At 39.9% G+C, this 25,381-nt stretch carries 25 protein-coding genes and 3 pseudogenes; 17 read left to right on the top strand and 11 right to left on the bottom strand.

The window, feature by feature from the left end; translation table 11 throughout:
• Nucleotides 1-317 precede the first annotated feature (317 nt).
• The 7 genes and pseudogenes from gap to FS875_RS00260 form a co-directional block, all read left to right on the top strand.
• Nucleotides 318-1,325, top strand: coding sequence for a type I glyceraldehyde-3-phosphate dehydrogenase (gap, locus tag FS875_RS00275; protein ID WP_144751391.1), 1,008 nt, complete (start codon nucleotides 318-320; stop codon nucleotides 1,323-1,325).
• Between the two features lie 327 nt (nucleotides 1,326-1,652).
• Nucleotides 1,653-1,778 carry a hypothetical protein gene (locus FS875_RS10775; RefSeq protein ID WP_281282236.1) on the top strand — a complete coding sequence of 42 codons (126 nt, stop codon included), beginning with the start codon at nucleotides 1,653-1,655 and terminating at the stop codon, nucleotides 1,776-1,778.
• Nucleotides 1,779-1,813: 35 nt separating this feature from the next.
• Nucleotides 1,814-1,939: a hypothetical protein gene (locus FS875_RS10770; RefSeq protein ID WP_281282235.1), complete on the top strand. Its 126-nt coding sequence runs from the start codon at nucleotides 1,814-1,816 to the stop codon at nucleotides 1,937-1,939.
• Nucleotides 1,940-1,974: 35 nt separating this feature from the next.
• Complete coding sequence (locus FS875_RS10765) at nucleotides 1,975-2,100, top strand: hypothetical protein (protein WP_281282234.1); 126 nt, start codon at nucleotides 1,975-1,977, stop codon at nucleotides 2,098-2,100.
• A gap of 72 nt (nucleotides 2,101-2,172) precedes the next feature.
• Nucleotides 2,173-3,366: a phosphoglycerate kinase gene (locus tag FS875_RS00270; RefSeq protein WP_144751387.1), complete on the top strand. Its 1,194-nt coding sequence runs from the start codon at nucleotides 2,173-2,175 to the stop codon at nucleotides 3,364-3,366.
• Nucleotides 3,367-3,474: 108 nt separating this feature from the next.
• Nucleotides 3,475-4,506, top strand: a complete 1,032-nt coding sequence (locus FS875_RS00265) for a class I fructose-bisphosphate aldolase (protein WP_144751384.1) — start codon at nucleotides 3,475-3,477, stop codon at nucleotides 4,504-4,506.
• A 70-nt stretch (nucleotides 4,507-4,576) separates the two neighbouring features.
• A pseudogene (locus tag FS875_RS00260) lies at nucleotides 4,577-5,214 on the top strand (class I fructose-bisphosphate aldolase); the annotation flags it as partial.
• A 162-nt stretch (nucleotides 5,215-5,376) separates the two neighbouring features.
• Here FS875_RS00260 and rpmE read toward each other — a convergent pair.
• The gene (rpmE, locus tag FS875_RS00255; protein WP_144751381.1) at nucleotides 5,377-5,598 is read right to left on the bottom strand and encodes a 50S ribosomal protein L31; all 222 of its coding nucleotides are present in this window, start codon (nucleotides 5,596-5,598) and stop codon (nucleotides 5,377-5,379) included.
• A gap of 187 nt (nucleotides 5,599-5,785) precedes the next feature.
• Here rpmE and FS875_RS00250 point away from each other — a divergent pair, with 187 nt between their 5' ends.
• From FS875_RS00250 to FS875_RS00240, 4 genes are all read left to right on the top strand, one after another.
• Nucleotides 5,786-7,576 carry an ABC transporter transmembrane domain-containing protein gene (locus tag FS875_RS00250; RefSeq protein ID WP_144751378.1) on the top strand — a complete coding sequence of 597 codons (1,791 nt, stop codon included), beginning with the start codon at nucleotides 5,786-5,788 and terminating at the stop codon, nucleotides 7,574-7,576.
• Between the two features lie 670 nt (nucleotides 7,577-8,246).
• Nucleotides 8,247-8,393: a hypothetical protein gene (locus FS875_RS10080; RefSeq protein WP_166428872.1), complete on the top strand. Its 147-nt coding sequence runs from the start codon at nucleotides 8,247-8,249 to the stop codon at nucleotides 8,391-8,393.
• A gap of 564 nt (nucleotides 8,394-8,957) precedes the next feature.
• A complete protein-coding gene (locus tag FS875_RS00245) occupies nucleotides 8,958-10,460 on the top strand; it encodes a hypothetical protein (protein WP_144751375.1) in 1,503 nt (500 codons plus the stop codon).
• A gap of 632 nt (nucleotides 10,461-11,092) precedes the next feature.
• Entirely contained in the window at nucleotides 11,093-12,445 is a 1,353-nt protein-coding gene (locus FS875_RS00240; protein WP_144751372.1) for a hypothetical protein, read from the top strand.
• 611 nt (nucleotides 12,446-13,056) lie between these two features.
• On the opposite strand, the gene FS875_RS10920 is transcribed toward FS875_RS00240, so the two are convergent.
• The 10 genes and pseudogenes from FS875_RS10920 to FS875_RS00190 all read right to left on the bottom strand — a co-directional run bounded on the left by FS875_RS10920 (nucleotide 13,057) and on the right by FS875_RS00190 (nucleotide 21,926).
• Nucleotides 13,057-13,245 (bottom strand): inositol monophosphatase family protein, encoded by a 189-nt coding sequence (locus FS875_RS10920; protein WP_207999910.1) that lies wholly within the window; start codon nucleotides 13,243-13,245, stop codon nucleotides 13,057-13,059.
• 33 nt (nucleotides 13,246-13,278) lie between these two features.
• Complete coding sequence (locus tag FS875_RS00230; RefSeq protein ID WP_144751369.1) at nucleotides 13,279-14,070, bottom strand: inositol monophosphatase family protein; 792 nt, start codon at nucleotides 14,068-14,070, stop codon at nucleotides 13,279-13,281.
• A gap of 11 nt (nucleotides 14,071-14,081) precedes the next feature.
• A complete protein-coding gene (efp, locus tag FS875_RS00225; protein ID WP_144751837.1) occupies nucleotides 14,082-14,657 on the bottom strand; it encodes an elongation factor P in 576 nt (191 codons plus the stop codon).
• A 475-nt stretch (nucleotides 14,658-15,132) separates the two neighbouring features.
• Nucleotides 15,133-15,602: pseudogene (locus FS875_RS10915) on the bottom strand (tetratricopeptide repeat protein); the annotation flags it as partial.
• A gap of 75 nt (nucleotides 15,603-15,677) precedes the next feature.
• Nucleotides 15,678-16,727 (bottom strand): tetratricopeptide repeat protein, encoded by a 1,050-nt coding sequence (locus FS875_RS00215; protein WP_144751366.1) that lies wholly within the window; start codon nucleotides 16,725-16,727, stop codon nucleotides 15,678-15,680.
• Nucleotides 16,728-17,786: 1,059 nt separating this feature from the next.
• A complete protein-coding gene (locus tag FS875_RS00210) occupies nucleotides 17,787-18,188 on the bottom strand; it encodes a hypothetical protein (RefSeq protein WP_144751363.1) in 402 nt (133 codons plus the stop codon).
• A gap of 311 nt (nucleotides 18,189-18,499) precedes the next feature.
• Nucleotides 18,500-18,873: pseudogene (locus FS875_RS00205) on the bottom strand (helix-turn-helix domain-containing protein).
• A 382-nt stretch (nucleotides 18,874-19,255) separates the two neighbouring features.
• The gene (locus FS875_RS00200; RefSeq protein ID WP_246067834.1) at nucleotides 19,256-19,732 is read right to left on the bottom strand and encodes a helix-turn-helix domain-containing protein; all 477 of its coding nucleotides are present in this window, start codon (nucleotides 19,730-19,732) and stop codon (nucleotides 19,256-19,258) included.
• A 449-nt stretch (nucleotides 19,733-20,181) separates the two neighbouring features.
• Nucleotides 20,182-20,925 carry a TIR domain-containing protein gene (locus tag FS875_RS00195; protein WP_144751360.1) on the bottom strand — a complete coding sequence of 248 codons (744 nt, stop codon included), beginning with the start codon at nucleotides 20,923-20,925 and terminating at the stop codon, nucleotides 20,182-20,184.
• Between the two features lie 347 nt (nucleotides 20,926-21,272).
• Complete coding sequence (locus tag FS875_RS00190; RefSeq protein WP_144751357.1) at nucleotides 21,273-21,926, bottom strand: thiamine phosphate synthase; 654 nt, start codon at nucleotides 21,924-21,926, stop codon at nucleotides 21,273-21,275.
• 115 nt (nucleotides 21,927-22,041) lie between these two features.
• Here FS875_RS00190 and FS875_RS00185 point away from each other — a divergent pair, with 115 nt between their 5' ends.
• The 6 genes from FS875_RS00185 to FS875_RS10060 all read left to right on the top strand — a co-directional run bounded on the left by FS875_RS00185 (nucleotide 22,042) and on the right by FS875_RS10060 (nucleotide 25,377).
• Complete coding sequence (locus tag FS875_RS00185; protein ID WP_144751355.1) at nucleotides 22,042-23,187, top strand: OpgC family protein; 1,146 nt, start codon at nucleotides 22,042-22,044, stop codon at nucleotides 23,185-23,187.
• Nucleotides 23,188-23,355: 168 nt separating this feature from the next.
• On the top strand, nucleotides 23,356-23,874 hold the full coding sequence (locus FS875_RS00180) for a DUF1465 family protein (protein ID WP_144751352.1): 519 nt from the start codon (nucleotides 23,356-23,358) through the stop codon (nucleotides 23,872-23,874).
• Nucleotides 23,875-24,378: 504 nt separating this feature from the next.
• Nucleotides 24,379-24,888: a crossover junction endodeoxyribonuclease RuvC gene (ruvC, locus tag FS875_RS00175; protein WP_144751349.1), complete on the top strand. Its 510-nt coding sequence runs from the start codon at nucleotides 24,379-24,381 to the stop codon at nucleotides 24,886-24,888.
• Nucleotides 24,885-25,049: a hypothetical protein gene (locus FS875_RS10070; RefSeq protein WP_166428870.1), complete on the top strand. Its 165-nt coding sequence runs from the start codon at nucleotides 24,885-24,887 to the stop codon at nucleotides 25,047-25,049. The genes ruvC and FS875_RS10070 overlap by 4 nt, the downstream gene beginning before the upstream one ends.
• Nucleotides 25,046-25,210 (top strand): hypothetical protein, encoded by a 165-nt coding sequence (locus FS875_RS10065; protein ID WP_166428869.1) that lies wholly within the window; start codon nucleotides 25,046-25,048, stop codon nucleotides 25,208-25,210. Before FS875_RS10070 ends, FS875_RS10065 begins: the two co-directional genes overlap by 4 nt.
• Entirely contained in the window at nucleotides 25,207-25,377 is a 171-nt protein-coding gene (locus FS875_RS10060; RefSeq protein WP_166428868.1) for a YjeF N-terminal domain-containing protein, read from the top strand. The genes FS875_RS10065 and FS875_RS10060 overlap by 4 nt, the downstream gene beginning before the upstream one ends.
• Nucleotides 25,378-25,381 lie beyond the last annotated feature (4 nt).

The raw sequence follows: 25,381 nt of genomic DNA, 5'->3' as shown, positions 1-25,381 counted from the left end.
ATCATAGGAAAGGCAAGGTTTTATATACAGTTGTGGATTTGAGTGATTGGTTAAGATATTGAAATTGTAGCTGTTTATCATTAAAGACTATTGGAGACTAAATGCCCATTCGTTGCGCTCTAAAGAGAGTTAAGAACAATGTGAAATGATGTTGTCTGTTGCAATGAGTGGGGTTGGGTGTATTGGTCGTAATATCTTATGGGCATTTGTGGAGAGTGGTTGGTTAAGATATTGAAGTTGTGGCTGTTAATGATTTGGGATCGGTGGAAACCAATGCCCATTTGTTGTGCTAGAAAAAGATATAAGGAAAATGTGAAATGACGGTTCGCGTTGCAATTAATGGGTTTGGTCGTATTGGTCGTAATATCTTACGGGCACTTGTGGAGAGTGGACGGAAAGATATTGAAGTTGTGGCCGTTAATGATTTGGGATCGGTGGAAACCAATGCCCATTTGTTGCGCTATGATTCCGTTCATGGGCGTTTTCCAGGTGAGGTGAAGGTGGTAGGTGATGCCATTCATGTTGAGGGCAGTTTGATCAAGGTGTTGGCAGAGCGTGATCCAGCACAGTTGCCATGGAAAGCTTTGGATATCGATATCGCTTTAGAATGTACCGGAATTTTTACAGCACGTGATAAGGCAAGTGCTCACTTGGATGCAGGCGCAAAGCGTGTTCTGGTTTCCGCCCCTTCTGAAGGCGCAGATCTTACCGTGGTTTATGGGGTTAATCACCATGCTTTAAGCAAAGAGCACCTCGTGGTTTCCAATGCTTCTTGTACAACGAACTGTTTGGCACCTGTTGCGCAAGTCTTACATAATGCGGTGGGTATTGAAAAGGGCTTTATGACAACAATCCATTCTTATACGGGTGATCAACCTGTGTTGGATACCATGCATCGTGACCTTTATCGCTCTCGCGCGGCCGCTCTTTCTATGATCCCTACCTCAACAGGAGCAGCAAAAGCTGTAGGGTTGGTGTTGCCAGAATTAAAAGGCTTGCTTGATGGGGTATCGATTCGCGTTCCAACGCCAAATGTGTCCGTGGTTGATTTGACATTTACGGCTAAACGCTCCACAACAGTTGAAGAAATTAATACGGCTATTTGCACGGCGGCACGCGGTTCACTCAAGGGAATTTTAGATACTACAGAGGAAAAGCTTGTTAGTTGTGATTTTAATCATAATCCGCATTCAGCTATTTTCCATAATGATCAAACAAAGGTGATCGATGGTCAGCTTTGTCGTGTTTTGGTCTGGTATGATAATGAATGGGGGTTTTCAAACCGCATGGGTGATACCGCAGTTGCTTTTGCCAAAACCATATAAAAGAGGACCTTCGGGTCCTCTTTCTATATTAGAAAGTTGAATTTTATGATAAAAATAAAGGCGTATTCTTTTTGAAAAAAACGCGTAAAAATTGCTTTTTGGGTGTAAAAAACAAGATACTGTTCGCGTGATGAAAAGTGTGCTTTGTATTTGCTATTTGTACAGAAATATTTGGTTTGTAAAATTATATAAACAAGAAAAGTTTGAAAAACTGTGTCCGTGAACAAAACAAAGTATAAACGAGATAAGGTTTGAGAAAATAGAACTGCTGATTTCTTTGTAAAAGCAAAAAGAAAATTTTGTAAAACGAAGAGAGTCGATGCGTTTTTGTTGAAAACAATGGAAAGTGAAGAGGAAAGAGCGGATGATTTTTGTACAGTTGATGATGTTGATGTCCGCTTAGAGCGTGTTCTTGTGTGGTGGTGGAATATGCGGGTTGTGTTCTTTAATTGAGATGACGATGAAGGGCAAAGAGAGTCGATGCGTTTTTGTTGAAAACAACGGAAAGTGAAGAGAAAAGAGCGGATGATTTTTGTACAGTTAATGATGTTGATGTCCGCTTAGAACGTGTTCTTGTGTGGTGGTGGAATATGCGGGTTGTGTTCTTTAATTGAGATGACGATGAAGGGCAAAGAGAGTCGATGCGTTTTTGTTGAAAACAACGGAAAGTGAAGAGAAAAGAGTGGATGATTTTTGTACAGTTGATGATGTTGATGTCCGCTTAGAGCGTGTTCTTGTGTGGTGGTGGAATATACGGGTTGTGTTCTTTGATTGAGATGACGATGAAGGGCAAAGATGATCGATGCATTTTTGTTGAAAACAACGGAAAGTGAAGAGGAAAGGGCGAATGGGTTTTCGTACACTTGATGATGTTGATGTTGCTGGAAAACGTGTGCTTGTGCGGGTGGATTTTAATGTTCCCATGGCGCAGGGTAAAGTTTGCGATGAAACGCGTCTTCAACGCCATAAAGAGACGCTCGTTGAGCTGCAAAAGCGTGGTGCTAAGCTTATTCTTCTCTCCCACTGTGGGCGCCCTAAGGGAAAAGTAGAGCCAGAGTTCTCACTCCATCCTGTTGTGGAAGTTTTAGAAAAAATCATCAATCAACCGGTGACTTTTGCTTCAGATTGTATTGGTCCAGCTGCACAGATAGCGGTTGAGGCGTTGCAAAACGGCGGTGTTTTACTGCTTGAAAATGTTCGTTTTCATTGTGGTGAAGAAAAGAATGATTGTTCTTTTGCAGAGGCTCTGGCCCATAATGGGGATCTCTACGTTAATGATGCTTTTTCAGTCTCGCATCGTGCCCATGCTTCGGTGGAAGGAATAACACATTTGTTGCCTTCCTATGCGGGGCGCTCTCTGCAGGGTGAATTACAGGCATTAGAAAAAGGGCTTGGCAATCCAACGCATCCCGTGATTGCACTTGTTGGAGGTGCAAAGGTTTCGAGTAAGCTTTTTGTACTCAATCATTTGGTTGAAAAAGTTAATTATTTGGTGATTGGCGGTGGCATGGCCAACAGTTTTTTGGCCGCGCAAGGTGTGTGTGTTGGAAAATCGCTGTGTGAACATGCGTTGATGGAAACAGTCAAAAAGGTTATGGAAAAAGCACAAGAGTGCCAATGTAAGCTTCTGTTGCCTGTGGATGCAATCGTTGGATTTCGCTTTGAAAAAGATGCTCCCCATCGTCTCTATGATATTGGAGATATTCCGGAGGAAGGTATCATTCTGGATATTGGAACACGCTCCATTGCTCATATCAATGCTGCGATTGATGAGGCTGCTACCCTTGTCTGGAATGGACCCCTTGGGGTTTTTGAAATGCCTCCTTTTGATCAGGGAACCATAGCCGTGGCACGTCATGCAGCAGAACGTAGCTTGACAAAAAAAATGATTTCAATCGCTGGAGGTGGAGATACGGTTTTTGCACTTAACCATGCGGGTGTTGCTGATGATTTTACTTATCTTTCCACCGCAGGGGGTGCTTTTCTAGAATGGATGGAAGGCAAAGTGCTTCCTGGTATTCTTGCTCTCACGCAAGCTTAAAGGCTTTGTTGAAGGGAAAATTGAAAGAGCTGTAGGGTCATGGGCTGTGTCAAGTACGATGATCAGATTGCTGATGTTGAAAATGCGATAAAATAAAGAGGATTTTTTATGAGTGAACGTCTTGAAGATATAGCACTTGCTCTGGTGCATGCTGGTAAGGGTATTTTGGCTGCCGATGAAAGTACTGCAACAATCGGTAAGCGTTTTGAAAGTATTGGTGTTGAGTCCAATGAGGATAACCGCCGCGCTTATCGTGAAATGCTTTTTAGCGCAAAAGAAGCCATGGAAAGTGCTATCTCTGGTGTTATTTTATTTGATGAAACCATTCGTCAAAAGGCTTCTACGGGGAAAATGTTGACGGATATTATCCGTGATGCGGGCGCTTTGCCAGGAATTAAAGTCGATACCGGTGCTAAACCCTTGGCGGCTTTTGCAGGTGAGACAATTACTGAAGGCTTGGATGGATTGCGTGAACGGTTAAAAGAGTATTATGCTTTGGGAGCACGTTTTGCTAAATGGCGTGCTGTGATTGCCATTGATGCCTACATGCTGCCAACAAGGAGCGCTATCAAGCAAAATGCACAGGCTCTCGCGCGTTATGCTGCTTTGTGCCAAGAATTACAAATTGTGCCGATTGTTGAACCAGAAGTGTTGATGGATGGGCCCTCGCGCGCTCATTCAATCGCGCGCTGCTTTGAGGTGACACAGACCGTCTTAAAGACAGTGTTTCAAGAATTGTTTGAAGCCCGTGTTGTTCTCGAGGGTATGATTTTAAAGCCCAATATGGTGATCGATGGTAAAGATGCGCGAAAAGCTTCTGTTGAAGAGGTGGCAGAAAAAACAGTTCAAGTGCTTAAACAAACTGTACCTGCTGCTGTTCCAGGAATTGCTTTCCTTTCTGGAGGACAATCTGATGAAGAAGCGACAGCTCACTTGTCTGCTATGAATAGTTTAGGGGCATTGCCTTGGAAATTGACTTTTTCTTATGGACGGGCATTGCAAGCGGCTGCTTTAAAAGCGTGGGCTGGCAGTCATGAAAATATCGCTGTTGCCCAAAAGGCTTTTTGTCATCGTGCCCGAATGAACCATCTGGCTGCTTTGGGACAATGGACAAAAGAGCATGAGCAGTCTTGTGCTTAAATAAAAACACATTCTCTCCTGGCAGATTGTCCTTAACTATTGACGGATGTTCTTTAACAAAATTGTTCGCGAAGGGATGAATGGGCTGTGTAAGCGGTTAAAGGATTATGATGCTTTGGGAGCAGATTTTGCTAAATGGCGTGCGGTGCTTGCCAGTGATGCCTACATGCTGCCAACAAGGAGCGCTATCAAGCAAAATGCACGGGCTCTCGTCTGTTTTTGCTTTGTATCAAGAATGACAAATTGTGCCGATTGTTGAACTGGGAGTGTTGATGGATGGGCTCTCGCGTGCCCATTCAATCGCGCGTTGCTTTGAGATGACACAGACTGTCATACAGTGTTTCAAGAATTGTCTGAAGCCCGTGTTGTTCTCGAGGGTATGATTTAAAGCCCAATAGGGTGATTGATGGCAAAGATGCGCGAAAAGCTTCTGTTGAAGAAGGTGGCAGAAAAAACAGTTCAAGTGCTTAAACAAACTGTACCTGCTGCTGTTCCAGGAATTGCTTTCCTTGTCTTGAGGACACTCTGATGAAGAAGTGACAGTTCATTTGTCTGCTATGAATAGTTTAGGGGCATTGCCTTGGAAATTGACTTTTTCTTGATCGACGGGCATTGCAAGCAGCTGCTTTAAAAGCGTGGGCTGGCAGTCATGAAAATATCGCTCAGCCATTGTTTTTTATCAGATACACAAAAAGCCCCGCGTTTTAAGGCAGGGCATCTCTTCTTGGCAATTTTACACATGTTTTCTAAAGAAGCTTAAATTGTAAAAGCGGTGAAAAGGTGTTTCTTTTGCTGTCTCACGCAGCTTCATTATTTTCAATACGCTGAGACTTTACGAAACGTTTTTTCGCTTTTCACAACAACACGCTTTTACATGCCAAGGTTACCAAAACGGTTTTTAAATTTAGAAACACGACCACCACGGTCTACAAGTGTTTGAGATCCACCTGTCCATGCTGGATGGGTTCTTGGGTCAATATCTAGATTAAGGACATCTCCTTCTTTTCCCCAAGTGGAGCGCGTTGTGTATTGGCTACCATCCGTCATAACGACGGTAATTTTGTGATAGTCGGGATGAATATTCGCTTTCATGCGTCAAACCTTTTGTGTCTATAAAATGAAATGGCACTTTTTCACTTTTTAAGTGCGCTTCCGTTGTCTTTTTGATAAGTTGTTTAAAGTACCCTTTCTATAACCGAGCACGCATCAAAAAACAAGTGTTCAAGATATATCATTGTATCAAGGGTTATGGATAACCTAATGGAATGAGCAAAGTCTTATGAATCTCTTTAATTATTCAGAAAAATCTGCCAACCCTTCAGAAAAAAAATCTTCATTCTCCTCGCTGAAAACTTTTGGTCCTTATCTTGTGCGTTATCGATGGCTGTTTATTTTTGCTTTTTTCGCTTTAACGGTTGGGGCTCTTGTGACACTCGCTTTGCCGGTTGCTATCGGCAAAATGTTTGATCATGGTTTTTCTGCTTCAAGCCATGGGCATATCAATTTTTATTTCTTTATTTTATTTATCTTGGCCTTGCTGCTCGCTCTTGCTTCGGCTTGTCGTTATTATTGTGTCATTACTTTGGGAGAACGCATTGTTGCCGATTTGCGGCGTGATGTGTTTGTCCATATTATGAAACTTTCACCCGCTTTTTTTGATAAATCTCATTCTGGTGAACTCGTCTCAAGGTTGCTTACCGATACAACGCAAATAAAATTAGCCGTGGGCTCGACCGCTTCTACCGCTTTACGCCATCTGATTGTGGTCATCGGCGCAATCGTGATGATGGTTATCACCAATGCTAAATTGTCTGCACTGGTGCTGCTTGCTATTCCCTTTGTGGCTATTCCCTTAGTTGTTTTTGGGCGCAGGGTTCGTACACGCACACGCGCTGCACAAGATCGTGTCGCAGATGCTAATGCTTTGGCAACCGAACAGGTGAGTGCTATTCGTACAGTGCAAGCTTTTACCGCTGAAAAGCTTGTTGCAACGCATTTTTCACAGTTGATTGAGCGTGCTTTTCAGACAGCGCGTGCTTCTGTGATCTTGCGTTCCTTCTTTACCGGCTTTGCCATCTTTCTGGTTTTTAGCAGTGTGGTTGCTGTTTTATGGATTGGCTCTCGAGATGTTTTGGATGGCACTATGACAGCAGGAACTCTCGGTCAATTTGTCCTCTATGCCGTTTTTGGAGCAACTACTTTTGCACAATTATCTGAACTTGGTGCAGAATTAATACAAGCAGCAGGGGCTGCTGAACGGCTTGCCGAATTGCTACAAGAACAGCCTACTATCTTAGCACCACAAAATCCTCTCTCTTTGACAAAGCCTGTGCAAGGGGCCCTTATTTTTGATCAGGTCGATTTTACTTATCCTTCCAGACCAGAAGATAAGATTTTACGCTCTCTCTCTTTTTCTATCAAAGCCGGGGAAACGGTTGCTTTTGTTGGCGCTTCAGGGGCAGGTAAAAGCACACTTTTTTCTTTAATCCTGCGTTTCTATGATCCAACAAGTGGAAAAATTTGCTTTGATGGTGTCGAGATTAATCACCTTTCTGTGCAAGATTTACGCGGTGCCATCTCTTATGTTCCACAAGATGTTGCCATTTTTGATGGTACATTGCGTGATAATATCATGTTCGGAACAGAAAATATAACGGAAGAGCAAATTATTGCTGCTGCTAAAGCCGCCAACGCCCTTGAATTTATTGAAGCCTTACCAAATGGTTTTGATACAGAAGTGGGAGAACGCGGTACTATGCTTTCTGGTGGACAAAAACAACGCGTTGGTATTGCCCGGGCAATTTTAAGAAATGCTCCCCTGTTATTGCTTGATGAAGCAACATCAGCATTAGATGCAAACAGTGAAAAGCTGGTACAAGAAGCCTTAGAGGGATTGATGCAAAATCGAACAACATTGGTTATTGCGCACCGTTTGGCAACAATTTTAAAAGCTGATCGTATTCTTGTAATGGATAAAGGCGCCCTTGTGGAAGAAGGAACCCATGCAGAGCTTGTGGCAAAAAATGGCGTTTATGCTTACCTCGCCAAATTGCAATTTTCACCCGAATAGAATCTCATGATACAAGAGCAACTTTTAAGCGTATCAACACTCTCTTTTCAGGCAGATTTATTCGTTTTAAGGACTCTTGGAAAAAAGAGGGGTAAAAATTTGAGGCGTTTTTCTTTTCAAATTCTTAAAGGACTGTTTTTTTGACTGTGTGAGATAGAACATTTGTTATAAAAGCGCTTCCTCTGTGTACAGAATATCCTGTCTGTATAAAGATAAAACGATGCCAAACTGTGACGCCAATCTTTCGTACTGTTGTAAGTTCGAAGAGCTCATAAATGGGTGGAGATACGCTTTTTATCGATGTCATAAAGAGGGCGAACAGAGCAAGCGGTATATTTTACTGTGTTAAGATTTTGAGTATTTTATCCCATATTTTATAGATCATGCATTTTGAGGCGTTATAAGGCATTTTTTGAAAATGCATAAAGCATTATAGCAGTATAGTGAAATACAAATTGCTGCCTCTTGCCAATGTAAACATTTCTATTTTGTATATTATTTTTATTAAAATAGAATATGTAGCTTCCCATGAATCGGATATACACATAATGATACAATATCGAGGAATCGATAAGAGAGCTGTATTCACTGTCGGTAAGGATAAAAGAGAGCAAGAATGCTTGAAGAGATAAAAGAGGTAAAAGAGATAATTAGTTTCGTAGTAGAGGAAATGATTGCCATCATAGCTATCATTAAGTTCATTCGTGGGAAGAAAAAGAAATATAGGGTTTTAGGATTAAGCGTTATGATTTTAATCGCCATAGCGATAGGGGTGTGGTGGTGGTGGAATCTTAATATTGGTGGTCGCAAATCGTAAGAATAAGAAATTATGGGAGATACATAAAAAGACCATTGCACAAGCAAAAAAGGCTTTTGGAAACAACACACACAATATCAAAGAAATGGATTGTGCAATGGGGTGAGGGCGTAAGGCAATGGGAAAGAGAAGTATTGGAGGTAAAAAATTAGGGTAGACATAAAAGTCAGTGGAAATAGACCTTCATTGGTAGTGGATATTTGTGCGTAAGGGGGGAGAGAATTGTGTTCGTTGTATGAGGAGGAACTCGAGGGTATTTGTGTGTGAGGACAGGAAAAATATGTTCATTGTCTAAAAAGGTATTCAAAAAAACTGACTGCTGAACATTACGAAAAAATAGACACGTTCTTGGAGAATAAAAATTTTAAGGAATATTATGCAAAAATAGTATAATTAAATACAAATTGCTAATTATATCAATGTAAACATCTCTATTTTGTATATTATTTTTATTTAAGTATAATATGTATCTTTCTATGAATCGGATATACACATAATGATACAGTATTGAGGAATCGATAAGAGAGCTGTATTCAATGTCAGTGAGGATAAAAGAGAGCAAGAATGCTTGAAGAGATAAAAGAAGTAAAAGAGGTAATTAGTTTCGTAGTAGAGGAAATAATTGCCTTAATAGCTATGGTTAAGTTTATTCGTGGGAAGAAGAAATATAGGGTTTTAGGATTAAGCGTTATGGTTTTATGCGCCATAGCGATAGGCGTGTTGTGGTATTTTGGATATTCAACCAACTTATTGTTATGCTTTGCAATGATAGTATGTTGTGTAATATGCGTTATGCTGGTAGTCATAAATCATAAAAATAAGGAATTAGCTGAAGACCTTACGCAAAAATATCAAGAGTGTGCAGGATATAAAGAAATTATTGCACAAGAGGAGAAGAAGGTTATTCAATTAACTGAAGACCTTAAGCAAAAAGAGCGAGAGTGTGAAATATATAAAAGGATTATTACAGAAGGGGAAAGAAGGCTTTTTAATAAAACGCGAAAAATATCAAAGAAATGGATTGAGCGATGGGATGAGGAGGCAAGACAGTGGGAAAGGGTCGTACTGGAGATAAAAACCCTTGGGGAAAACATGAAAGTCAGTGGAAATGGACCTTCATTGGTAAAGGGTATTTGTGCGCAAGGGGAGAGAAAATTGCGTTCATTGTACAAAAAGGCACTCGAAGAAGAACTGACTAATGAACATTATGAAAAAATCAGTAATAAAGTAAAGCATTTTATAGAAGTTGATATTTTTAAGCAAAATTATCTGAAAACATTCAAGTTAATGCAAGAGAATGGGATAGTTATTGAAGAGGTTGTAAATTCTCGTACGAAAGAAAAAGAATATAAACCTACAATATTGTTTTTTCATTGGTATTTGTATGTGGTTGATAATATGATCACTATTTTGGATAGAGAAAAACAAGAAAAACTATCTAAAGAGAGGAATGAAAAGCAAGAAGCCACGGATAGTTATAAGGGCAATATATCTACAATTATAGAATGCGAAGAAATACAGAAAATAGCAACTCCAGACCGCAGTGAATGTGACTGGCTGTTAATGAATAAAGAGCACATTTTATCATTGTTATATGATATTTCCGATGGTTATGAAAAAGCAATAAAAACTTTTATTTACTATAAGATGCTTATTGATACGGTAAAAGAGGGATATATTGCTTTCGATAAGGAGTGCAATTACTTCATAATTGAAGAAAAAATTAAGATTTGTAGAGAGAATGATGAACAGAGGGAAAAAGATTCCTCCATTGCTGAAGAGACTCTAACATTTGAAGAAGCTTACAAATTAGGTGCTAGAGAATGGATGAGGTCATCTAATAAGAAATGTGATAACCGGTTGATCTTTTGGAAGAAGCTCGTAGAAGAAGAAAATTCAAAGAGAAAATTAGACATTATCTTTGATAATAAGGGGGTGCAGGAATTGGAAAAGGCTATTGGTGACACACAAAGACTGTTTAATTTCGACATGCGGACGGCGATAAGCGAGAATAAAGATTTTCATTACGATCAATCTTGTGAGCATTTTATAGACTATCTGAGATAATGGTTAAATAAAGGGGATAGGGGTGTGGTTATGGAATCTTAATATTGGTAGTCGCAAATCATAAGAATAAGAAATTATGGGAGATACATAAAAAGACCATTGTACAAGTGAAACAAAGGCTTTTTGAAACAACACACACAATATCAAAGAAATGGATTGTGCAATGGAGTGAGGGCGTAAGGCAATGGAGAAAGAGAAGTATTGGAGGTAAAAATTAGGGTAGACATAAAAGTCAGTGGAAATAGACCTTCATTGGTAGTGGATATTTGTGCGTAAGGGAGGAGAGAATTGTGTTCGCCGTATGAGAAGGAACTCGAGGGTATTTGTGTGTGAGGACAGGAAAAATATGTTCATTGTCTAAAAAGGTGTTCAAAAAACAGACTGCTGAACATTACGAAAAAATAGACACGTTCTTGGAGAATAAAAATTTTAAGGAATATGATGCAAAAGCAGTGCAATTAAATTCAAATTGCTGCATCTCATCAATATAAATATCTCTATTTTGTATATTATTTTTATTTAAAATAGAATGTATGGATTATCATAAATCATATATACACATAATGATACAATATCGAGGAATCGGTAAGAGGGCTGTATTAATCATTGGGTAGCAAAACAAGAGTGCAAGAATGGGTGAAGCTGTTATAGTTATAGGGGGAATATTCATAGCAGGGAGCATACTCTATAGTCTTTGGTTAGCAAATCATCAGAAAAAGCAATTAAGTGAACAACTTAAGCAATGTGATGAATTACTGCAGCTAAAATATCGAGAGTGCGCGATATATAAAGATATTATTGCGCAAGAAAACAAAAGGCTTTTTCGAAAAACGCAAAGAATACCGAAAGAATGGATTAAACAATGGGATGAGGGAGTAAAGCAATGGGAAAGGAGTATACTGGAGATAAAAAATCCTGGGCATTTTTCTGAAATTAGAGAAAAGCAGCATCCGGTGGTGGTGAAAGATATTTGTGCTCACGGATATGCAGATACATTTCTTCTTTATGAGGATGCGCTGAGAGTAAAATTTACTGCTGAGCAGATTGAAAGAATAAATAAATTAATGATGCGCCCAATTTTTAAGCAAACTTATCCTAAAGTTGTGCGATTGATGAGACAAAATGGCATTAAATTGCGAAAGTTTGTGGATCCTTTGACGAAAAAAAAGCGCTATAAGCCTACAATGCTGTTGTTTCATTGGTGGTTATATATGATTGATGATATGATTACAGCTGAATATGAACAGCAACAAAAAGAGAAAGTTTTACAGCGCGGTGAAAAGTTAAAAGCGGAAATCGGCTTTGAAAATATGTCTGAGGATATAGAAGGATACATGTCTGAATATATAAAAGTAAGCATGTTTGAATATATAGACATAGAAAGAGACAAACCTAAATATACAGAATATGAGATGCTAGAATCCATAATTCGGTGTGGATATTTTCTATCTCATAATTACCGACTACTATGCATTTGTAAACAGGGGCTTCTCTCATTCTTGTATGATATTTCCAGTGATTATAAGGCAGCAAGAGAAACTTTTATTTACTATAAGATGCTTATTGATACGGTAAAAGAGGGATATATTGCTTTCGATAAAGATTGTTGTTCTTTCATTGTTAAAGAGGCCATGAAGGTTTGTAGAAAGAGAGATCAAGAAGAGAAAAAAGACCTTAGTATTTCTGAAAAAACTCCAACATTTGAAGAAGCTTACAAATTAGGAGTCAGAGAATGGATGAAGGTGTCAAATGAGAAATGTGATAACCGGTTGATCTTTTGGGAGAACCTTATCACAATAGAAAATTCAAAAGAGAAATTAAAAATTATCTTTGGTGATAAGAAGGCGCAAGCATTACAAGAAGCTATTGATAAAGAAAAAGAGCGGTTTGAGAATGAAATACAATCAGCAGTTCTTGCAAATAAATACTTGAATGACAATAAATCTTACGCTTATTTGGCAGGCATTCTGGAATATAATGCTTGAATAAAGGGAGAGTGCAATGAGTTTGCTCGAATCTTTGTCATGGTGCAGTGCTGAAAAAGAGTGAAAAGCAATGAGAGGCGTATGTGAGAGCCCTTAGCGGAGAGGAGAGGTGTTTGGAGCCAATCTTTTTTTAGTATAAAGAGAATATCAGGAGTCGGGGAGGTTTTTGCCTTGGCTGTGGTTATTGCTTTTGAGAGCGGTTTGTTGTGATGGGGTTTTCTTTTTCAGCTTATTTGCAGGGGAATGGAGGAAAAAGCAGCATCAATAATATTCGCTGTCTTTGCATCTTTTGAAGTTTATGGGGGGCATTGATTGTTGGTGATGATTTTTTATCACTGTCTCATGCGTTATTTTCTATCGTTTTTGTAAAGAAGGTTGAAAATCCTCCTCCATATTGTTTTTCGGATTCTATAAGCCTCTCAGGAGGAGGTACAGGTTTTAAAGGCTTTTTAAAAATGGGCTTTTCAAAAGACTATAAGGTTTAAATATTTTTTTGAGGTTTTTTTCTCATTTGGGGGGATGTGTTCATTGGCCTGCAAGGATATTTTTTTGCCAAAGATATCGTTGCCGCCTTCTTTATTGGTGACAAAACCACCGATTTGGCGAACCATTCATCTTCCAACAGCCATATGCCAAATTTGTGCGCTATCTTCCCAATAACCATCGGTTCGGCCACAAGCGACATAGGCACAATCAAGAGCAGTAGAGCTAAAACGACGAGGTCCAGAAACTTTCATCCCATTGCGCAGTTCAATGAGAGAGGTCCCATGACCTGGTCGACTAAAAATGGGGGCGCTCATAGCAATGACACATTAAAAATTGTTTTTTGAGGCTTAAATACCTTTTTTGAGAACTCTCTCTAGTTTGGTGCGAATGTGTTCATTACCGGCAAGGATATTTTTTTTGCCAAAGATATCGTTGCTGCCTTCTTTATTGGTGACAAAACCACCGGCTTCGCGAACCATTAATATTCCAGCAGCCATATCCCAAATTTGCAGGTTGTCTTCCCAATAACCATCGGTTCGGCCACAAGCGACATAGGCTAAATCAAGAGCAGCAGAGCCAAAACGACGAAGCCCAGAAACCTCTGCCATCACATTGCGCAGTTCAATGAGATAGGTCCCATGACCTGGGCGACCCAAATGAGGCATGCCCGTGGCAATGACACAATCTTCTAATCTGCGTCGTGCAGAAACACGACAACGCCGGTCATTAAAAAAAGCACCATTACCGCGTTCAGCCGTAAAGAGTTCATCACTTACCGGATTGTAAATGACACCAGCAACAATTTTTCCTTGACTTTCTAACGCAATGGAAACCGCAAAAAAAGGAATGCCATGGAGAAAATTTGTCGTACCATCCAATGGATCAACAATAAAACGATGTTGGGAATCTTCGCCAATGATCTCCTCAGATTCTTCCATCAGAAAACCAAATTTGGGGCGTGCTTTGCTTAATTCATTGAAAATAATTTTTTCCGCTTTACGATCTGCTTGGCTTACATAATCGGCCGGCCCTTTCAAGGACACTTGCAAATTTTGTACCTCACCGTAATCGCGCACAAGCGAGCGGCCTGCTTTCATTGCAGCTTGCACCATGACATTCATGATTGCAGAATGTGCCATCTTTTATTCCTTTATTTATCCTTTTCATTCGCACGACGCAAATAAGTCAATTCGTTGGTATCAACAATGACACGTTCACCAGCATTAATAAAGGGAGGAACAAGAATACGAATACCGTTTTCAAGAATGGCTGGTTTATAAGAGGAGGTAACCGTTTGCCCTTTGATGGCGGGATCAGCTTCAGAAATCGTCACCACAACTTGATCAGGAAGTGATATGCCAATGGGCTTTTCCTGATAAAGTTCAACTGTGACAGTCATCCCATCTTGGAGAAAAGCAGCACGTTCGCCAACAAAATCTTTTTGCAATTCCAATTGTTCATAAGATTCTGAATCCATAAAGACGAGAGCATCACCTTGTTGATAGAGAAAAGTAAAATCCTTTTGTTCAAGACGTACGCGCTCTACCGTTTCAGCAGAACGAAAACGCTCATTGAGTTTGGTGCCATCAATCAGGTTTTTCATTTCAACTTGATTAAATGCACCACCTTTTCCTGGTTTTACAGCGTTGCATTTCACAGCAACCCATAAGCTGCCTTGATGCTCAATTACATTACCAGGGCGAATTTCATTGCCATTAATTTTCATTGTCTCTATCCAATTCCATTCCTGCAAAAAGAGCTCTCTTTTTGTCCTTATGGCTGTTTTCCCCGTTCTTTTGGCGGCGAGCTCTTTTGTTGTTTTTAGGGCGAGCACCACTCGTTATCCTTGCGGTAGGCTCTTCTTGTGATCTTTCTGGTAAGCTCTTTTAGATTTTTGCGGTGGGCTCCTTTATGCTCTTTACAAAGAGAAAATCTTAAAAAGTGCCGCAAAAAAGAGCTTTTCTCTCTTCTTGCTTTTCAATCCTTTGCAAGATCATAAAAAATGTCCAGACGCAAGCCTTTTAAAAATTTACACAAAGATTTTTATGGGGATTTTTACATAAAGATTGTTATAGGAATTTTTACGAGGTTTTTTACGGGAGTGGTTTTGACAAAGGGGATAAAAATTTCTCTTTTGGGGGGTAAAGGATATTATTTTTTAAAACAAAAGAGAGCTTTGCTGCTTCTTGGCGTGCTTTTTCTCATTGTGTATCGTTTATCCTTTCAAGCATCATTTCAAGATCAGCTGCTTGTATTTTTGCTTGCTTTGCAAGCATATACCATGCTGCTGCTGTTATCATATTGCCCTTTGTGCCTATGCCATCTCTATGAAGTCTGACTCGGTGAGGTTTGCAAGAGAAACTTGTGCTGGCGCGATCATGTTATGGGCGTTGCTGAGAAGTAAATGAAAAGCGCGTTGAAAATCAGTGCCTCCTCCGCGACCTTGTACAAGCCATTGCGCTAACAGAATTGATGCTGCGGTATGGTTGTTTTACGCAGCAACTTTCATGAGTTTGCGTGCATTGCGCTCATCCTTTGGTCGTGCTAAAGTCCCTAAGGAAAGAATTTTTGCCGCAGCAAAAGCAGCTCCGGAATCACCAAGAGAAGTGCCCTTTAAAAACCATTTGAGTGCTTGTTTTATCACTTCATTTTCACGACTTTGTGAAGTTATGGTTTGTCTCTTTGTTCTCTCGATAAAGCCTGGTTGGGTGAGGTTTGTAAAAGAAACCTGTTCTACTCGTGTATTTTAAAAAAGAGTAAGGAGCTTTGCTGCTTCTTGGCGTGCTTTTTCTAATTGTGTATCGTTCATCCCTTCAAGCATCATTTCAAGATCAGGTGCTTGTATTTTTGCTTGCTTTGCAAGCATATACCATGCTGCTGCTGTTATCATATTGCCCTTTGTGCCTATGCCATCTCTATAAAGTCTGGCAAGAGAAACTTGTGCTGGCGCGATCATGTTATGGGCGTTGCTGAGAAGTAAATGAAAAGCGCGTTGAAAATCAGTTCCTCCTCCGCGACCTTGTACAAGCCATTGCGCTAACAGAATTTGTGCTGCGGTATGGTTGTTTTGCGCAGCAACTTCCATGAGTTTGCGTGCATTTCTGTCATCTTTTGGTCGTGTTAAAGTCCCTAAGGAAAGAATTTTTGCCGCAGCAAAAGCAGCTTCGGAATCACCAAGAGAAGCGCCCTTTAAAAACCATTTGAGTGCTTGTTCTATCGCTTCATTTTCACGATTTGGTGTGCTTACGCCGGCAAGAATTTGCTTTTCACGCGAGGCTTTGTAAAGAAGAAGTTCTCCATAATAAAAGTAAGCTTCTTTTACACCAGCATCTGCGGCTTTGCGAATAAACTCTTCACCAAGCTCTTGGTTTTGGGAAATGAAATTGCCATCAAATAACATCAATCCATAGCGCAATTGCGCTTGTGGATCACCTTGTTTGGCTGCACGTCCAAACCACAAAGCAGCGCGTGCACCGTCTGTGGGAACAGCGCAGCCTTCTATGTAAATTCGAGCAAGCAGAGTTTGGGCAAAGGGATCATTTTGTTCAGCGCGCCGGAGTGCCTCACGAAATGCCTTCAAATAATAGCCTTGGACGTAATAGTCATAGGCTTGATCATATTCTCCAACTTGTAAGGCTTGGAAAGGTTTTTGCGTGTCTGAAGGGGGCTGAATCGTATTTAAAGAGCGTTCAAAATTCAAGGATTCTTCAGGTATTCTCGTAGAATGTGCATCAGTGAGAGCACTTGCAAAGTAAATCATTATCAGGGTGAAGAGTGCTAGGCTTTGCTTTATCATGAATACTCCTTCCCCATCAATAAGGAGAAGTTTTTACATTTTTCTTTCATCATATCAAGTATAATAAAGGGATTATTGTCTGCAAAGTGCTTTCTTCAACGATCATCAATTTAATGGCGGACTTTAACAGCTTATCAAAGATTTGAAATCATTTTCTGCTTCATCAATAGCAGGGATTTCTACCATTTCTACTCATCATTGTGCGCATTGAAGTAAGAACCAAGACTTAACTTGGTGGAAAATATTTTTTTTCAATAGGGGGAAAAAAATTCTTTCCATATTATCCTTTACATTCAACGTGAAAGAGAAAATACACTGTATTTTTCATAAAAAACAAAATTTGAATTGATGAAAGACCAATCTTTATCGACATGCTTTGCAATTCTGGGAGCTTCTTTTAACTTTCCTAGGCTCTCCTAAAATGTTGATGATGATATAAAATGGGCCCCCTTTTTGAGAGGGAGTGTATTTGATTGTTGAGAAAATCTTGCAAAACAAAACTTATCTTAAGATACGGAATTTTTATCGATATTCTAGAAAATACGACATGAGATATAGCAAGCTGTTTAGCTGCTTGAGTAACAAGCCGGCACCATCATTATATTTGCCAGCTCCAAATGTGGCCGACAGCCCTTGCATTTGAGAACATGCATAAGAGCCATTTTTAGTCTTTTCTTATACAATTTTTACCCACACACCAACCCTGCTTATGACGTGCAAGCAGGTGATTTTGATTGATTCAAGATAAGCAGGTTTGAAATAATGGAATCTTAAGATATTCGGGACTCTCATTCAATATGAATAATGCTATATTATTATAAATCAATGTGTTGCCCGTCACAGAAAACCTCCTCTCCACGCCATAAATTCGTGGAGATGCAAAGCGTTTTTCATTGTTTTTTAAAGTCACAACTTTCGTATCGAGATGCGTATAGAAAGGATTTATCTGTTTTGGCTAAAAATGAGGGCACTTATCGAGACGCAAAGCTTTTTGTCTTCACAAGAATTTTTAAGTCTTTACGTTTCAAATATAGAAAATGTCCCCATTAAATAGCGTATTCATTTATTCAGATAAATATGTAGATAATAACTTGGTTCTCCAGCCCACTCATACTGAAGAACAGATATTATACGTCCATCATTCTGTGGTGTGAGTCTGTAAAACAAATTCACCCCCATGTTTTTCTGCTTTTGGGGTTGATCTGTATAAATCACATTATATCCAGTTCGCCGCAACAGATCGATAAACAAAGGAGTAAAGTTGTCTGCTGTATTATTTTTCTTTATAATAACTGTGCTTGTTGCTGGTGGTAAGGGTCTTTTGATAACGTGAATATAATCATTAGCGATGAATTTTGCAGTGTTCTTCGTAATACCGTAACCAACATAATTTGCAGAAAGACCTACAGACGCACAACCCGCTGCCAACACAAGCGGTGATAGCAATAAATATTTTAACATCTTCATTCCCCCCTTCATTTTTACTTTCTCTTAGGAAATTCTCACACAAGAAAGAAAAGCAACTTTTCTCACGATACTATTATGTATTGGTATCCAATCAAACGTTTATTTATCAATTTTTACGCGTTATTAAAAAACAGTTCTCCTCTTTCATAGCACTTAAAGCTTGTGCTTAACATACAAAATAAATGATGTGTGAGGTATTCTTCTAGATTGATCAAATAAATTTTTAAATATTGCTCTTTGGGGGCTACTTTTAAGAATGTATAATGCATGCAGATGCGTAGAGTCTGTGGGGCGCGTGCATGATGTTAAAAGCTTTCATTCTGATCAGAGAGCAATTGTAAAATTGCTCTTTGTTTTACTTTAGCAAGGACTCTAAAATGTTTTAAAAGCAGATATTCTTCTCTGCTGGATGCGACTTCATCATGAGGGGTGTGTTGTTTTGTAAAGAGATCGGCGTAAAAAAAGGCAATGGGACATTGAAAATATCGGCAATTTCCTTTAAAAGCCCCGCACTTACACGATTTAATCCTGTCTCGTATTTTTGAATTTGTTGAGCACTAACCCTCAAATGATCCGCTAAGGTTTTCTGAGACATTTTCAGCATTTTTCGCTTAAAGCGAATTTTTTTGCCAATGAATCTGTCATTGAAAATGTCGTTATGAGGATTTCTACCTTGCATTTCCCCCCCACCGGTTGCGAGCGCCCTCGCATTGGGTTTCCGGGAGTAACAAGTACTGAATCCGAGTCAGCTTTTTTGCTTTTAGTGCCGGTAAGCACTTGGACATAGCAAAATCTCCCGGAATTTTTGGGATAACCGCAAAGCGGATTTATTTTATGTTTGATTTTTCAGGTTTTAAATCCCCCTTAGTTGGCTGCGTATGCGACCAAAATACCTCTCAATTCATAAAGTACTTTCAGGAAATTGGCAATAAGAATTAAAACAATGTTGCTCTGAGAAAGGCAGCGTGTTTTCATGCAATCAGAAAGCATCTCCATGAAGAAGGGAGGCTTTTTAAAAATACGCATGCATGTGGAGAAAAAAAGTGTATAGCACCCTTTCTTTAGGTTTCATTCTGGTTAGAGATTAATTGTAAAATTGCTCTTTGTTTTACTTTAGCAAGGACTCTAAAATATTTTAAAAGCAGATATTCTTCTCTGCTGGATGCGACTTCATCATGATGGGTGTGTTGTTTTGTAAAGAGATCGGCGTAAAAAAAGGCAATGGGAACATTGAAAATATCGGCAATTTCCTTTAAACGCCCCGCACTTATACGATTTAGCCCTGTCTCGTATTTTTGAATTTGTTGGGCACTAACCCTCAAGTGATCCGCTAAGGTTTTCTGAGACATTTTCAGCATTTTTCGCTTAAAGCGAATTTTTTTGCCAATGAATCTGTCATTGAAAATGTCGTTATGAGGATTTTTACCTTGCATTTCCCCCCCGCCGGTTGCGAGCGCCCTCGCATTGGTATTCCGGGAGTCAAAATACTGAACCCTAGTCAGCTTTTTTGCTTTTAGTGCTGGTAAGCACCTGGACATGGCAAAAACTCCCGGAATCCCGGGACACCCACAAAGTGGATTCATGTTTACGCTAGGGTTTCGGGTTTTTGAATCCCTCTTGGTCGCTGCGTATACGACCAAAATACTTTTTCATTCATAAAGTAATTTGAGAGAATTAGCAATAACAATGAAGACAGCTCTTGAAGCGAATTTTTTACACATGAGACATGTTGTTGTGAGATTTTCTGGTTTATGGGGTATTCCCTTGCCCGGGTTGCGCGCGTCCTCGCATGAGTATTCCGGGAGTAACAAGTACTGACCTCGAATCAGCATTTTGCTTTTAGTGCTGGTGAGCACTTGGACATAGCAAAATCTCCCGGAATTTTTGGGATGCACCTCACTGTTTTGTACATTACATATCGTTTGCTCAAGAAAATGATAAACGAACGGCGTGTGCGCTAAAAAGAAAAGATAAGTATTATGTACATTTAACGTGATGCAAGGGCAAGTTTCTTTGGATCTATGGTGAATCCAGCTTCCATTAATCGATCAGCAAGTTGTGGAACTGTTTCTTTTACGTGGTCATTAAAAGGAATGTATATAATTCCCTGAGCATCTGAAGGGATTTCAACATCTTTTTTTCTTAAAATAGCGACATTTTTTCGCGTAAGCGCAGACATTAACATACCCATTTCGAGAATGACATTTTGGCGCGCACGGGGACGGGCTATTTTTTTCTTGTCAGATTTAGCATAGCCCCTGTCATCAGGAGTAAGCAGCACAATACCAAATCCTATAGAATCGTTACAAATTTCTTTTTCCAAAGCTTCAATGAGGGTTAAACCATTATTGATAGGTAAGATGTATGGATCGAGGCCAAGATCGTAAAGAACTAGCTTAACTTGCTCTAGGGCAGCAAGATCATGACCGTGAACGATAAAGATTTTTTGGGAAGGTGTTTGTGGGACATTAGAAACAATCTTTGGAGAAGGAGTCGTTGGTGTTTCTTCCAGATATGGAGTCAAATCTTTTATGAGCTTTTGTTTTATGTTTTCTTTGCCTTGAATTTGCAGCTTTCCTGTTTTTTCATACCAATTAATGCTACCTTCAGTGGAGGTTTTAATCTGATGTGTTCCAGGGGATTGATGTGATAGAAGTTTATCATCTATGATTGGATGTCCAGCTTTGCGGACTATATCTTTAAGTTCTTCAAACGTCCCTCTGTATTTCATTTTTTATGTCCCCTTCATATCTCTATCATTCATTGTTGGTATTCATGACCAATAATAAAAATGATGAGTTCCCCAAGCATAATGGCTTCTTTTCATAAGACCTTTTTATAAGACATTGAACTAAAAAGTTTTATGATTTTTCTCTTTCTCTGCTATTATGTGAAAAAAGATGCTAGATTTTTTATCTCATTTAATTGAATGATGAAGCAGTGTTATTGAGTTCTGAGGTAAGCAAAACACATTTTTATCCCCCTTATATCTATCATCGTGTGTTCTCTCTAGGTCGTAGAGCGGCGGTGCGTGTGTGGATTTTTATTAACGCTTTATTTACGAATGCTCTTCCCCTATTACAAGGGGGCGCTTGCACATTTTTCTTGCATCATTTTAAGAAGTGGCAAGGGATTATCGCTCCCAAAAATGACTTCTTCTACGGCAATAAATTCACAGGCCGTCTTTAGTACCTCATCAAAACTTGCAAAATCGCTGCCTGCTTGAATAATAGCGGGGATTTCCATGATCTCTGCCCACCAGCTTGCAAGTTGCAAATTGCGCGGATGGGCATGCGGCTTTTTATCAGCACCAAGTTTGCCAAAAAACAGATAATCAATACCAGCTTCTCCAGCTACCATCGCACTATGACGATTGCGGATATTGCCAAAACCTATAATCTTTTGGTCCTTTTTTTGATCATATAACTGTTCAAGAGCGTTAAGATCACCTTCTCTATGAAAACCATCAGCCTTTATGCGTTCAGCAATGCGACATTCACCAGCAATAAGAAGGGCTGCGCCATGGTTTTGAATATCTTGCGCATAAGTCTGTGCTTGTTTTTGTAAAAAAGCTTCATCCCCTTCAGAGTCATAAACAATGACACTTACAAAAGCTTTCGTTGCCAAAAGTTGCTGTAAAAAAGCGGGAGTGAAAGTGCGTCGAACATCTAATGTCAAAATTAATTGAGGAAAAAAAGGGGGAGAAACCGATTTATTCTCTTGTTTTGTCATGCAAAAATCCTCAACTCTTTAAAAAAGAAATTTTACTCTTATAATTAAACCTTCATCTTATAAAGGTGCTTTGTTAAAATAAACGGCTGTTTTTGTGATTTAAAGGGGGCCATTTATGGGTTACCAGAGCGTTGCTCACCATCATACGCATCCTGTTGTGCATCGTGATACACGTATTGATGTGTTTCGTTCTTTAGCTTTGTTGACGATTTTTATCAATCATATTCCCGGAACGCTCTATGAGTTTATCACCCATAGAAACTTCGGCTTTTCCGATTCAGCAGAGGTTTTTGTTTTGCTTTCAGGCGTTTCTCTTGGGCTCAGTTTTCATGCGCGCTTACAGCACAAGCCTTTTATTTTCATTGTACGCAAACTGTGGCAGAGAGCTTTGCAGCTTTATGGCGCATATCTTTTTACGACATTCGTTACTTTAAGTCTCTTTGTTGGAGCTTTTTTACTCTGTCGCTCAGAAAAACTGTTAACTATGAATAATATGGGCCTTTTTTTCACACAGCCACTCACAGCATTTTTGCATACTTTCAGCTTTGGACATCAATTGGGATATAATAATATTTTACCGCTTTACATCGTTTTGATGCTGTTTGCACCTCTGGCCCTTTATTGGAGTTGTAAACATAAAGGGCTGCTGCTTTTGGGCTCATTCTTGCTCTATCTCATTTGTGGACTTTATGAAATCGCGCCATCTTCTTATCCCATAGAGGGAAAGTGGTTTTTAAACCCCTTATCTTGGCAATTGTTGTTTGTCATAGGGTTGACCACTACTTTATTTCTTAAAGAAGGAAAAAAAATCGCCTTTCAGCCTTTGATCATTGTTGTGGCAGCCCTGTATCTTTTGCTTTCACTGTTGTGGGTGCGTTTCAATTGGTGGGGAATTTTAGGTTGGCTTGGCTGGTCTTCTCCCTTGCTGAATTTTAATAAAACCTTTTTAAGTTTGCCGCGTCTCTTCCATATCGTAGCATTCGCAGCTCTCATCCTTTGTTGGCCACGCTTGCATAATTGGTTTTATGTCTCCAAACAACACCCCTTGGCAATTCTAGGAAAATACAGCCTGCCCGTCTTTGTAACCGGAACTGTTTTTGCTATGTTTGCACAAATTTTAAAAACAGTGATGACGGCAACGTTTTTTTCCGATAGTCTCTTGATTATAAGTGGCATTGCTCTGCAGTTTGGAGTCGCCTATTATTGGGAAAAACGTCGAGCGCTTCAACGGTTTTCTTCTGGGAAACTTATCCGTTTGTAACGCTGTCTTATAGCGCGTTAACCTTAGAATAAGAAGCGCGTTGCGTAAAAGTTTTAAAAGAGGTAGTCAGTTTAAAAAAATGCATTCTCAACAGCAACGAAAGAAACTTTTTTATTCTCTTTTCGTTGAGGAGTATAATTCTTGTGCTGATATGTGGAGTATAAAAGCGTGAGTGCACATAAACGTCCCTATGATGAACCCATTATCATGATTGAGCATGATGCTTTTGAAAATGCTTTTAATCGTCTCTATGAAGAGACCATGAAGCTCATTGAAGAAACAGCAACTTATATTGACACCGAAGGTAAATTAGCAGCACGTTCTCTTTCAACAGAGATTTCTGCGATGTATGCCAAAGAAGCTATGTATTTAAGTACACGACTTATGCAGATTGCTTCTCAACTCCTCCTTCTTCGTGCAGAACGTGAAGGAGAAATGTCACCAGAACAAATACAAAAAGAAATTGCTAAAGTATCGCTTCATACACCAACATTGCAATCGGAAACGACTCATTGGCACGTATTGCCAGAAATTTTCCGGGACTTTGTGGCCCGTTCTCTTCGGCTGGAGGCACGTATGCAATATATGCGCATTGGCAAAGAAGATGGTTCTGTCGATGTTGTGGAAGAGGATAATCCGGTGGGCAAACAAATCGAATTGTTGAAGAGCGCATTTGGGCGCTCTTAAAAAATTGTCACACAGTGCTTTTTTATTTTGCATTCTCTTTGCCCTCTCAAGGGGTGTGTTGAGCAATTTTTTGCTCCATTTTCTGTGTTGCTGTGTTTGTTTTCTTTCTCCTCACAATCTCTTTTAAAGTGCGGGAAAATATCTATAGGCTGGAGACCATTTTAGAGAGGGTAGATATTGATAGGGTAGGTGTCTTTACTTTGATCAAAGGCGTGTGCATGCAATGCGAAGCCTATATGCATTCTCTGTGCATTGGCAAAGAAGATGGTTTTGTCGATGTTGTGGAAGAGGATAATCCGGTGGCAAACAAATCGAATTGCTGAAGAGCGCATTTGGGCGCTCTTAAAAAATTGCCACACAGTGCTTTTTTATTTTGCATTCTCTTTGCCCTCTCAAGGGATGTGTTGAGTAACTGCTTTTTTTAAGTGTTCGTCTTTGTTGCCTTTGTTTTCTTTGTTGGGTAATCTTTGTGCAAATGTGTGAAAAGTGTATAGACTGAAAATTATGGCAGAGACGATTCGTATTATAGGTATTGATCCAGGATTACGGCGGACAGGGTGGGGCGTTATCGATCTCTCTGGCAATCGCTTTCAATTCATTGCAGCAGGGACCGTTTCTTCTGATGTACGCTGTGACCTTGCCTCCAGACTCTGCCAGCTCCACAAAGGGCTCTCAGAGATTGTACATCAATTTATGCCCCATGAAGCTGCCGTGGAGCATGTGTTTGTTAACAAAGATGCTACGGCAACTTTAAAACTTGGTCAAGCGCGTGCTGTTGCTTTGCTTGTTCCAGCGCAGGCAAATCTTCCCGTTTTTGAATATGCTCCAAATAAAGTCAAAAAGTCGGTTATTGGGGTTGGGCATGGTGATAAAGAACAAATTCATATGATGGTAAAAGTTTTGTTGCCACGGGCTGAGTTTGATAGCAGTGATGCGGCGGATGCCCTTGCTCTTGCTCTGTGCCATAGCATGCATCGTACTAGCATTTCTGATCGTGCAAGGGTGATGGCATGATGGGTCAGAGCCATTTTCAACGCATCTTTGTTGATCATGTTGGGCTGGTTGCGTTGTTTATACGTGCTGAATTTGGTAGCAGTGATAGGGGAGGCGCCTTTGTTCTGTGCTTGAGCGGGCATCGTCCTAGCGTTTCTGATCGTGCAAGGGTGATGGCATGATGGGTCAGAGCCATTTTCAACGCATCTTTGTTGATCATGTTGGGCTGGTTGCGTTGTTTACACGTGCTGAATTTGGTAGCAGTGATAGGGGAGGCGCCTTTGTTCTGTGCTTGAGCGTGCATCGTACTAGCATTTCTGATCGTGCAAGGGTGATGGTATGATGGGTCAGAGCCATTTTCAACGCATCTTTGTTGATCATGCTAGGATGGTTGTGTTGTTTATACGTGCTGAATTTGGTAGCAATGATGGGGGAGATGCCCTTGCGCTTTGCCGGCATTTGTCTCATAAGAGTGCCAATATATTTTATCATGCAAAGGTTGTGATATGATTGG

It is taken from the genome of Bartonella saheliensis (assembly GCF_902162175.1).
The sequence above is the reverse complement of the archived record's forward strand: the minus strand, read 5'-3'. Positions and strand labels throughout refer to the sequence as shown.

What these genes read in the sequence shown, in the direction of transcription:
- gap (WP_144751391.1), top strand. Translation starts at nt 318, where the DNA reads ATGACGGTTCGCGTTGCAATTAATGGGTTTGGTCGTATTGGTCGTAAT.
- FS875_RS10060 (WP_166428868.1), top strand. Translation starts at nt 25,207, where the DNA reads ATGATGGGTCAGAGCCATTTTCAACGCATCTTTGTTGATCATGCTAGG.
- FS875_RS00250 (WP_144751378.1), top strand. Translation starts at nt 5,786, where the DNA reads ATGAATCTCTTTAATTATTCAGAAAAATCTGCCAACCCTTCAGAAAAA.
- FS875_RS00185 (WP_144751355.1), top strand. Translation starts at nt 22,042, where the DNA reads ATGGGTTACCAGAGCGTTGCTCACCATCATACGCATCCTGTTGTGCAT.
- FS875_RS00195 (WP_144751360.1), bottom strand. Translation starts at nt 20,925, where the DNA reads ATGAAATACAGAGGGACGTTTGAAGAACTTAAAGATATAGTCCGCAAA.
- FS875_RS00200 (WP_246067834.1), bottom strand. Translation starts at nt 19,732, where the DNA reads ATGTCCAGGTGCTTACCAGCACTAAAAGCAAAAAAGCTGACTAGGGTT.
- FS875_RS00265 (WP_144751384.1), top strand. Translation starts at nt 3,475, where the DNA reads ATGAGTGAACGTCTTGAAGATATAGCACTTGCTCTGGTGCATGCTGGT.
- FS875_RS10080 (WP_166428872.1), top strand. Translation starts at nt 8,247, where the DNA reads ATGATTGCCATCATAGCTATCATTAAGTTCATTCGTGGGAAGAAAAAG.
- FS875_RS00240 (WP_144751372.1), top strand. Translation starts at nt 11,093, where the DNA reads ATGGGTGAAGCTGTTATAGTTATAGGGGGAATATTCATAGCAGGGAGC.
- FS875_RS00245 (WP_144751375.1), top strand. Translation starts at nt 8,958, where the DNA reads ATGCTTGAAGAGATAAAAGAAGTAAAAGAGGTAATTAGTTTCGTAGTA.
- FS875_RS10070 (WP_166428870.1), top strand. Translation starts at nt 24,885, where the DNA reads ATGATGGGTCAGAGCCATTTTCAACGCATCTTTGTTGATCATGTTGGG.
- FS875_RS00210 (WP_144751363.1), bottom strand. Translation starts at nt 18,188, where the DNA reads ATGTTAAAATATTTATTGCTATCACCGCTTGTGTTGGCAGCGGGTTGT.
- FS875_RS00230 (WP_144751369.1), bottom strand. Translation starts at nt 14,070, where the DNA reads ATGGCACATTCTGCAATCATGAATGTCATGGTGCAAGCTGCAATGAAA.
- efp (WP_144751837.1), bottom strand. Translation starts at nt 14,657, where the DNA reads ATGAAAATTAATGGCAATGAAATTCGCCCTGGTAATGTAATTGAGCAT.
- FS875_RS10065 (WP_166428869.1), top strand. Translation starts at nt 25,046, where the DNA reads ATGATGGGTCAGAGCCATTTTCAACGCATCTTTGTTGATCATGTTGGG.
- FS875_RS10920 (WP_207999910.1), bottom strand. Translation starts at nt 13,245, where the DNA reads ATGAGCGCCCCCATTTTTAGTCGACCAGGTCATGGGACCTCTCTCATT.
- FS875_RS00190 (WP_144751357.1), bottom strand. Translation starts at nt 21,926, where the DNA reads ATGACAAAACAAGAGAATAAATCGGTTTCTCCCCCTTTTTTTCCTCAA.
- FS875_RS00215 (WP_144751366.1), bottom strand. Translation starts at nt 16,727, where the DNA reads ATGATAAAGCAAAGCCTAGCACTCTTCACCCTGATAATGATTTACTTT.
- FS875_RS00270 (WP_144751387.1), top strand. Translation starts at nt 2,173, where the DNA reads ATGGGTTTTCGTACACTTGATGATGTTGATGTTGCTGGAAAACGTGTG.
- ruvC (WP_144751349.1), top strand. Translation starts at nt 24,379, where the DNA reads ATGGCAGAGACGATTCGTATTATAGGTATTGATCCAGGATTACGGCGG.
- rpmE (WP_144751381.1), bottom strand. Translation starts at nt 5,598, where the DNA reads ATGAAAGCGAATATTCATCCCGACTATCACAAAATTACCGTCGTTATG.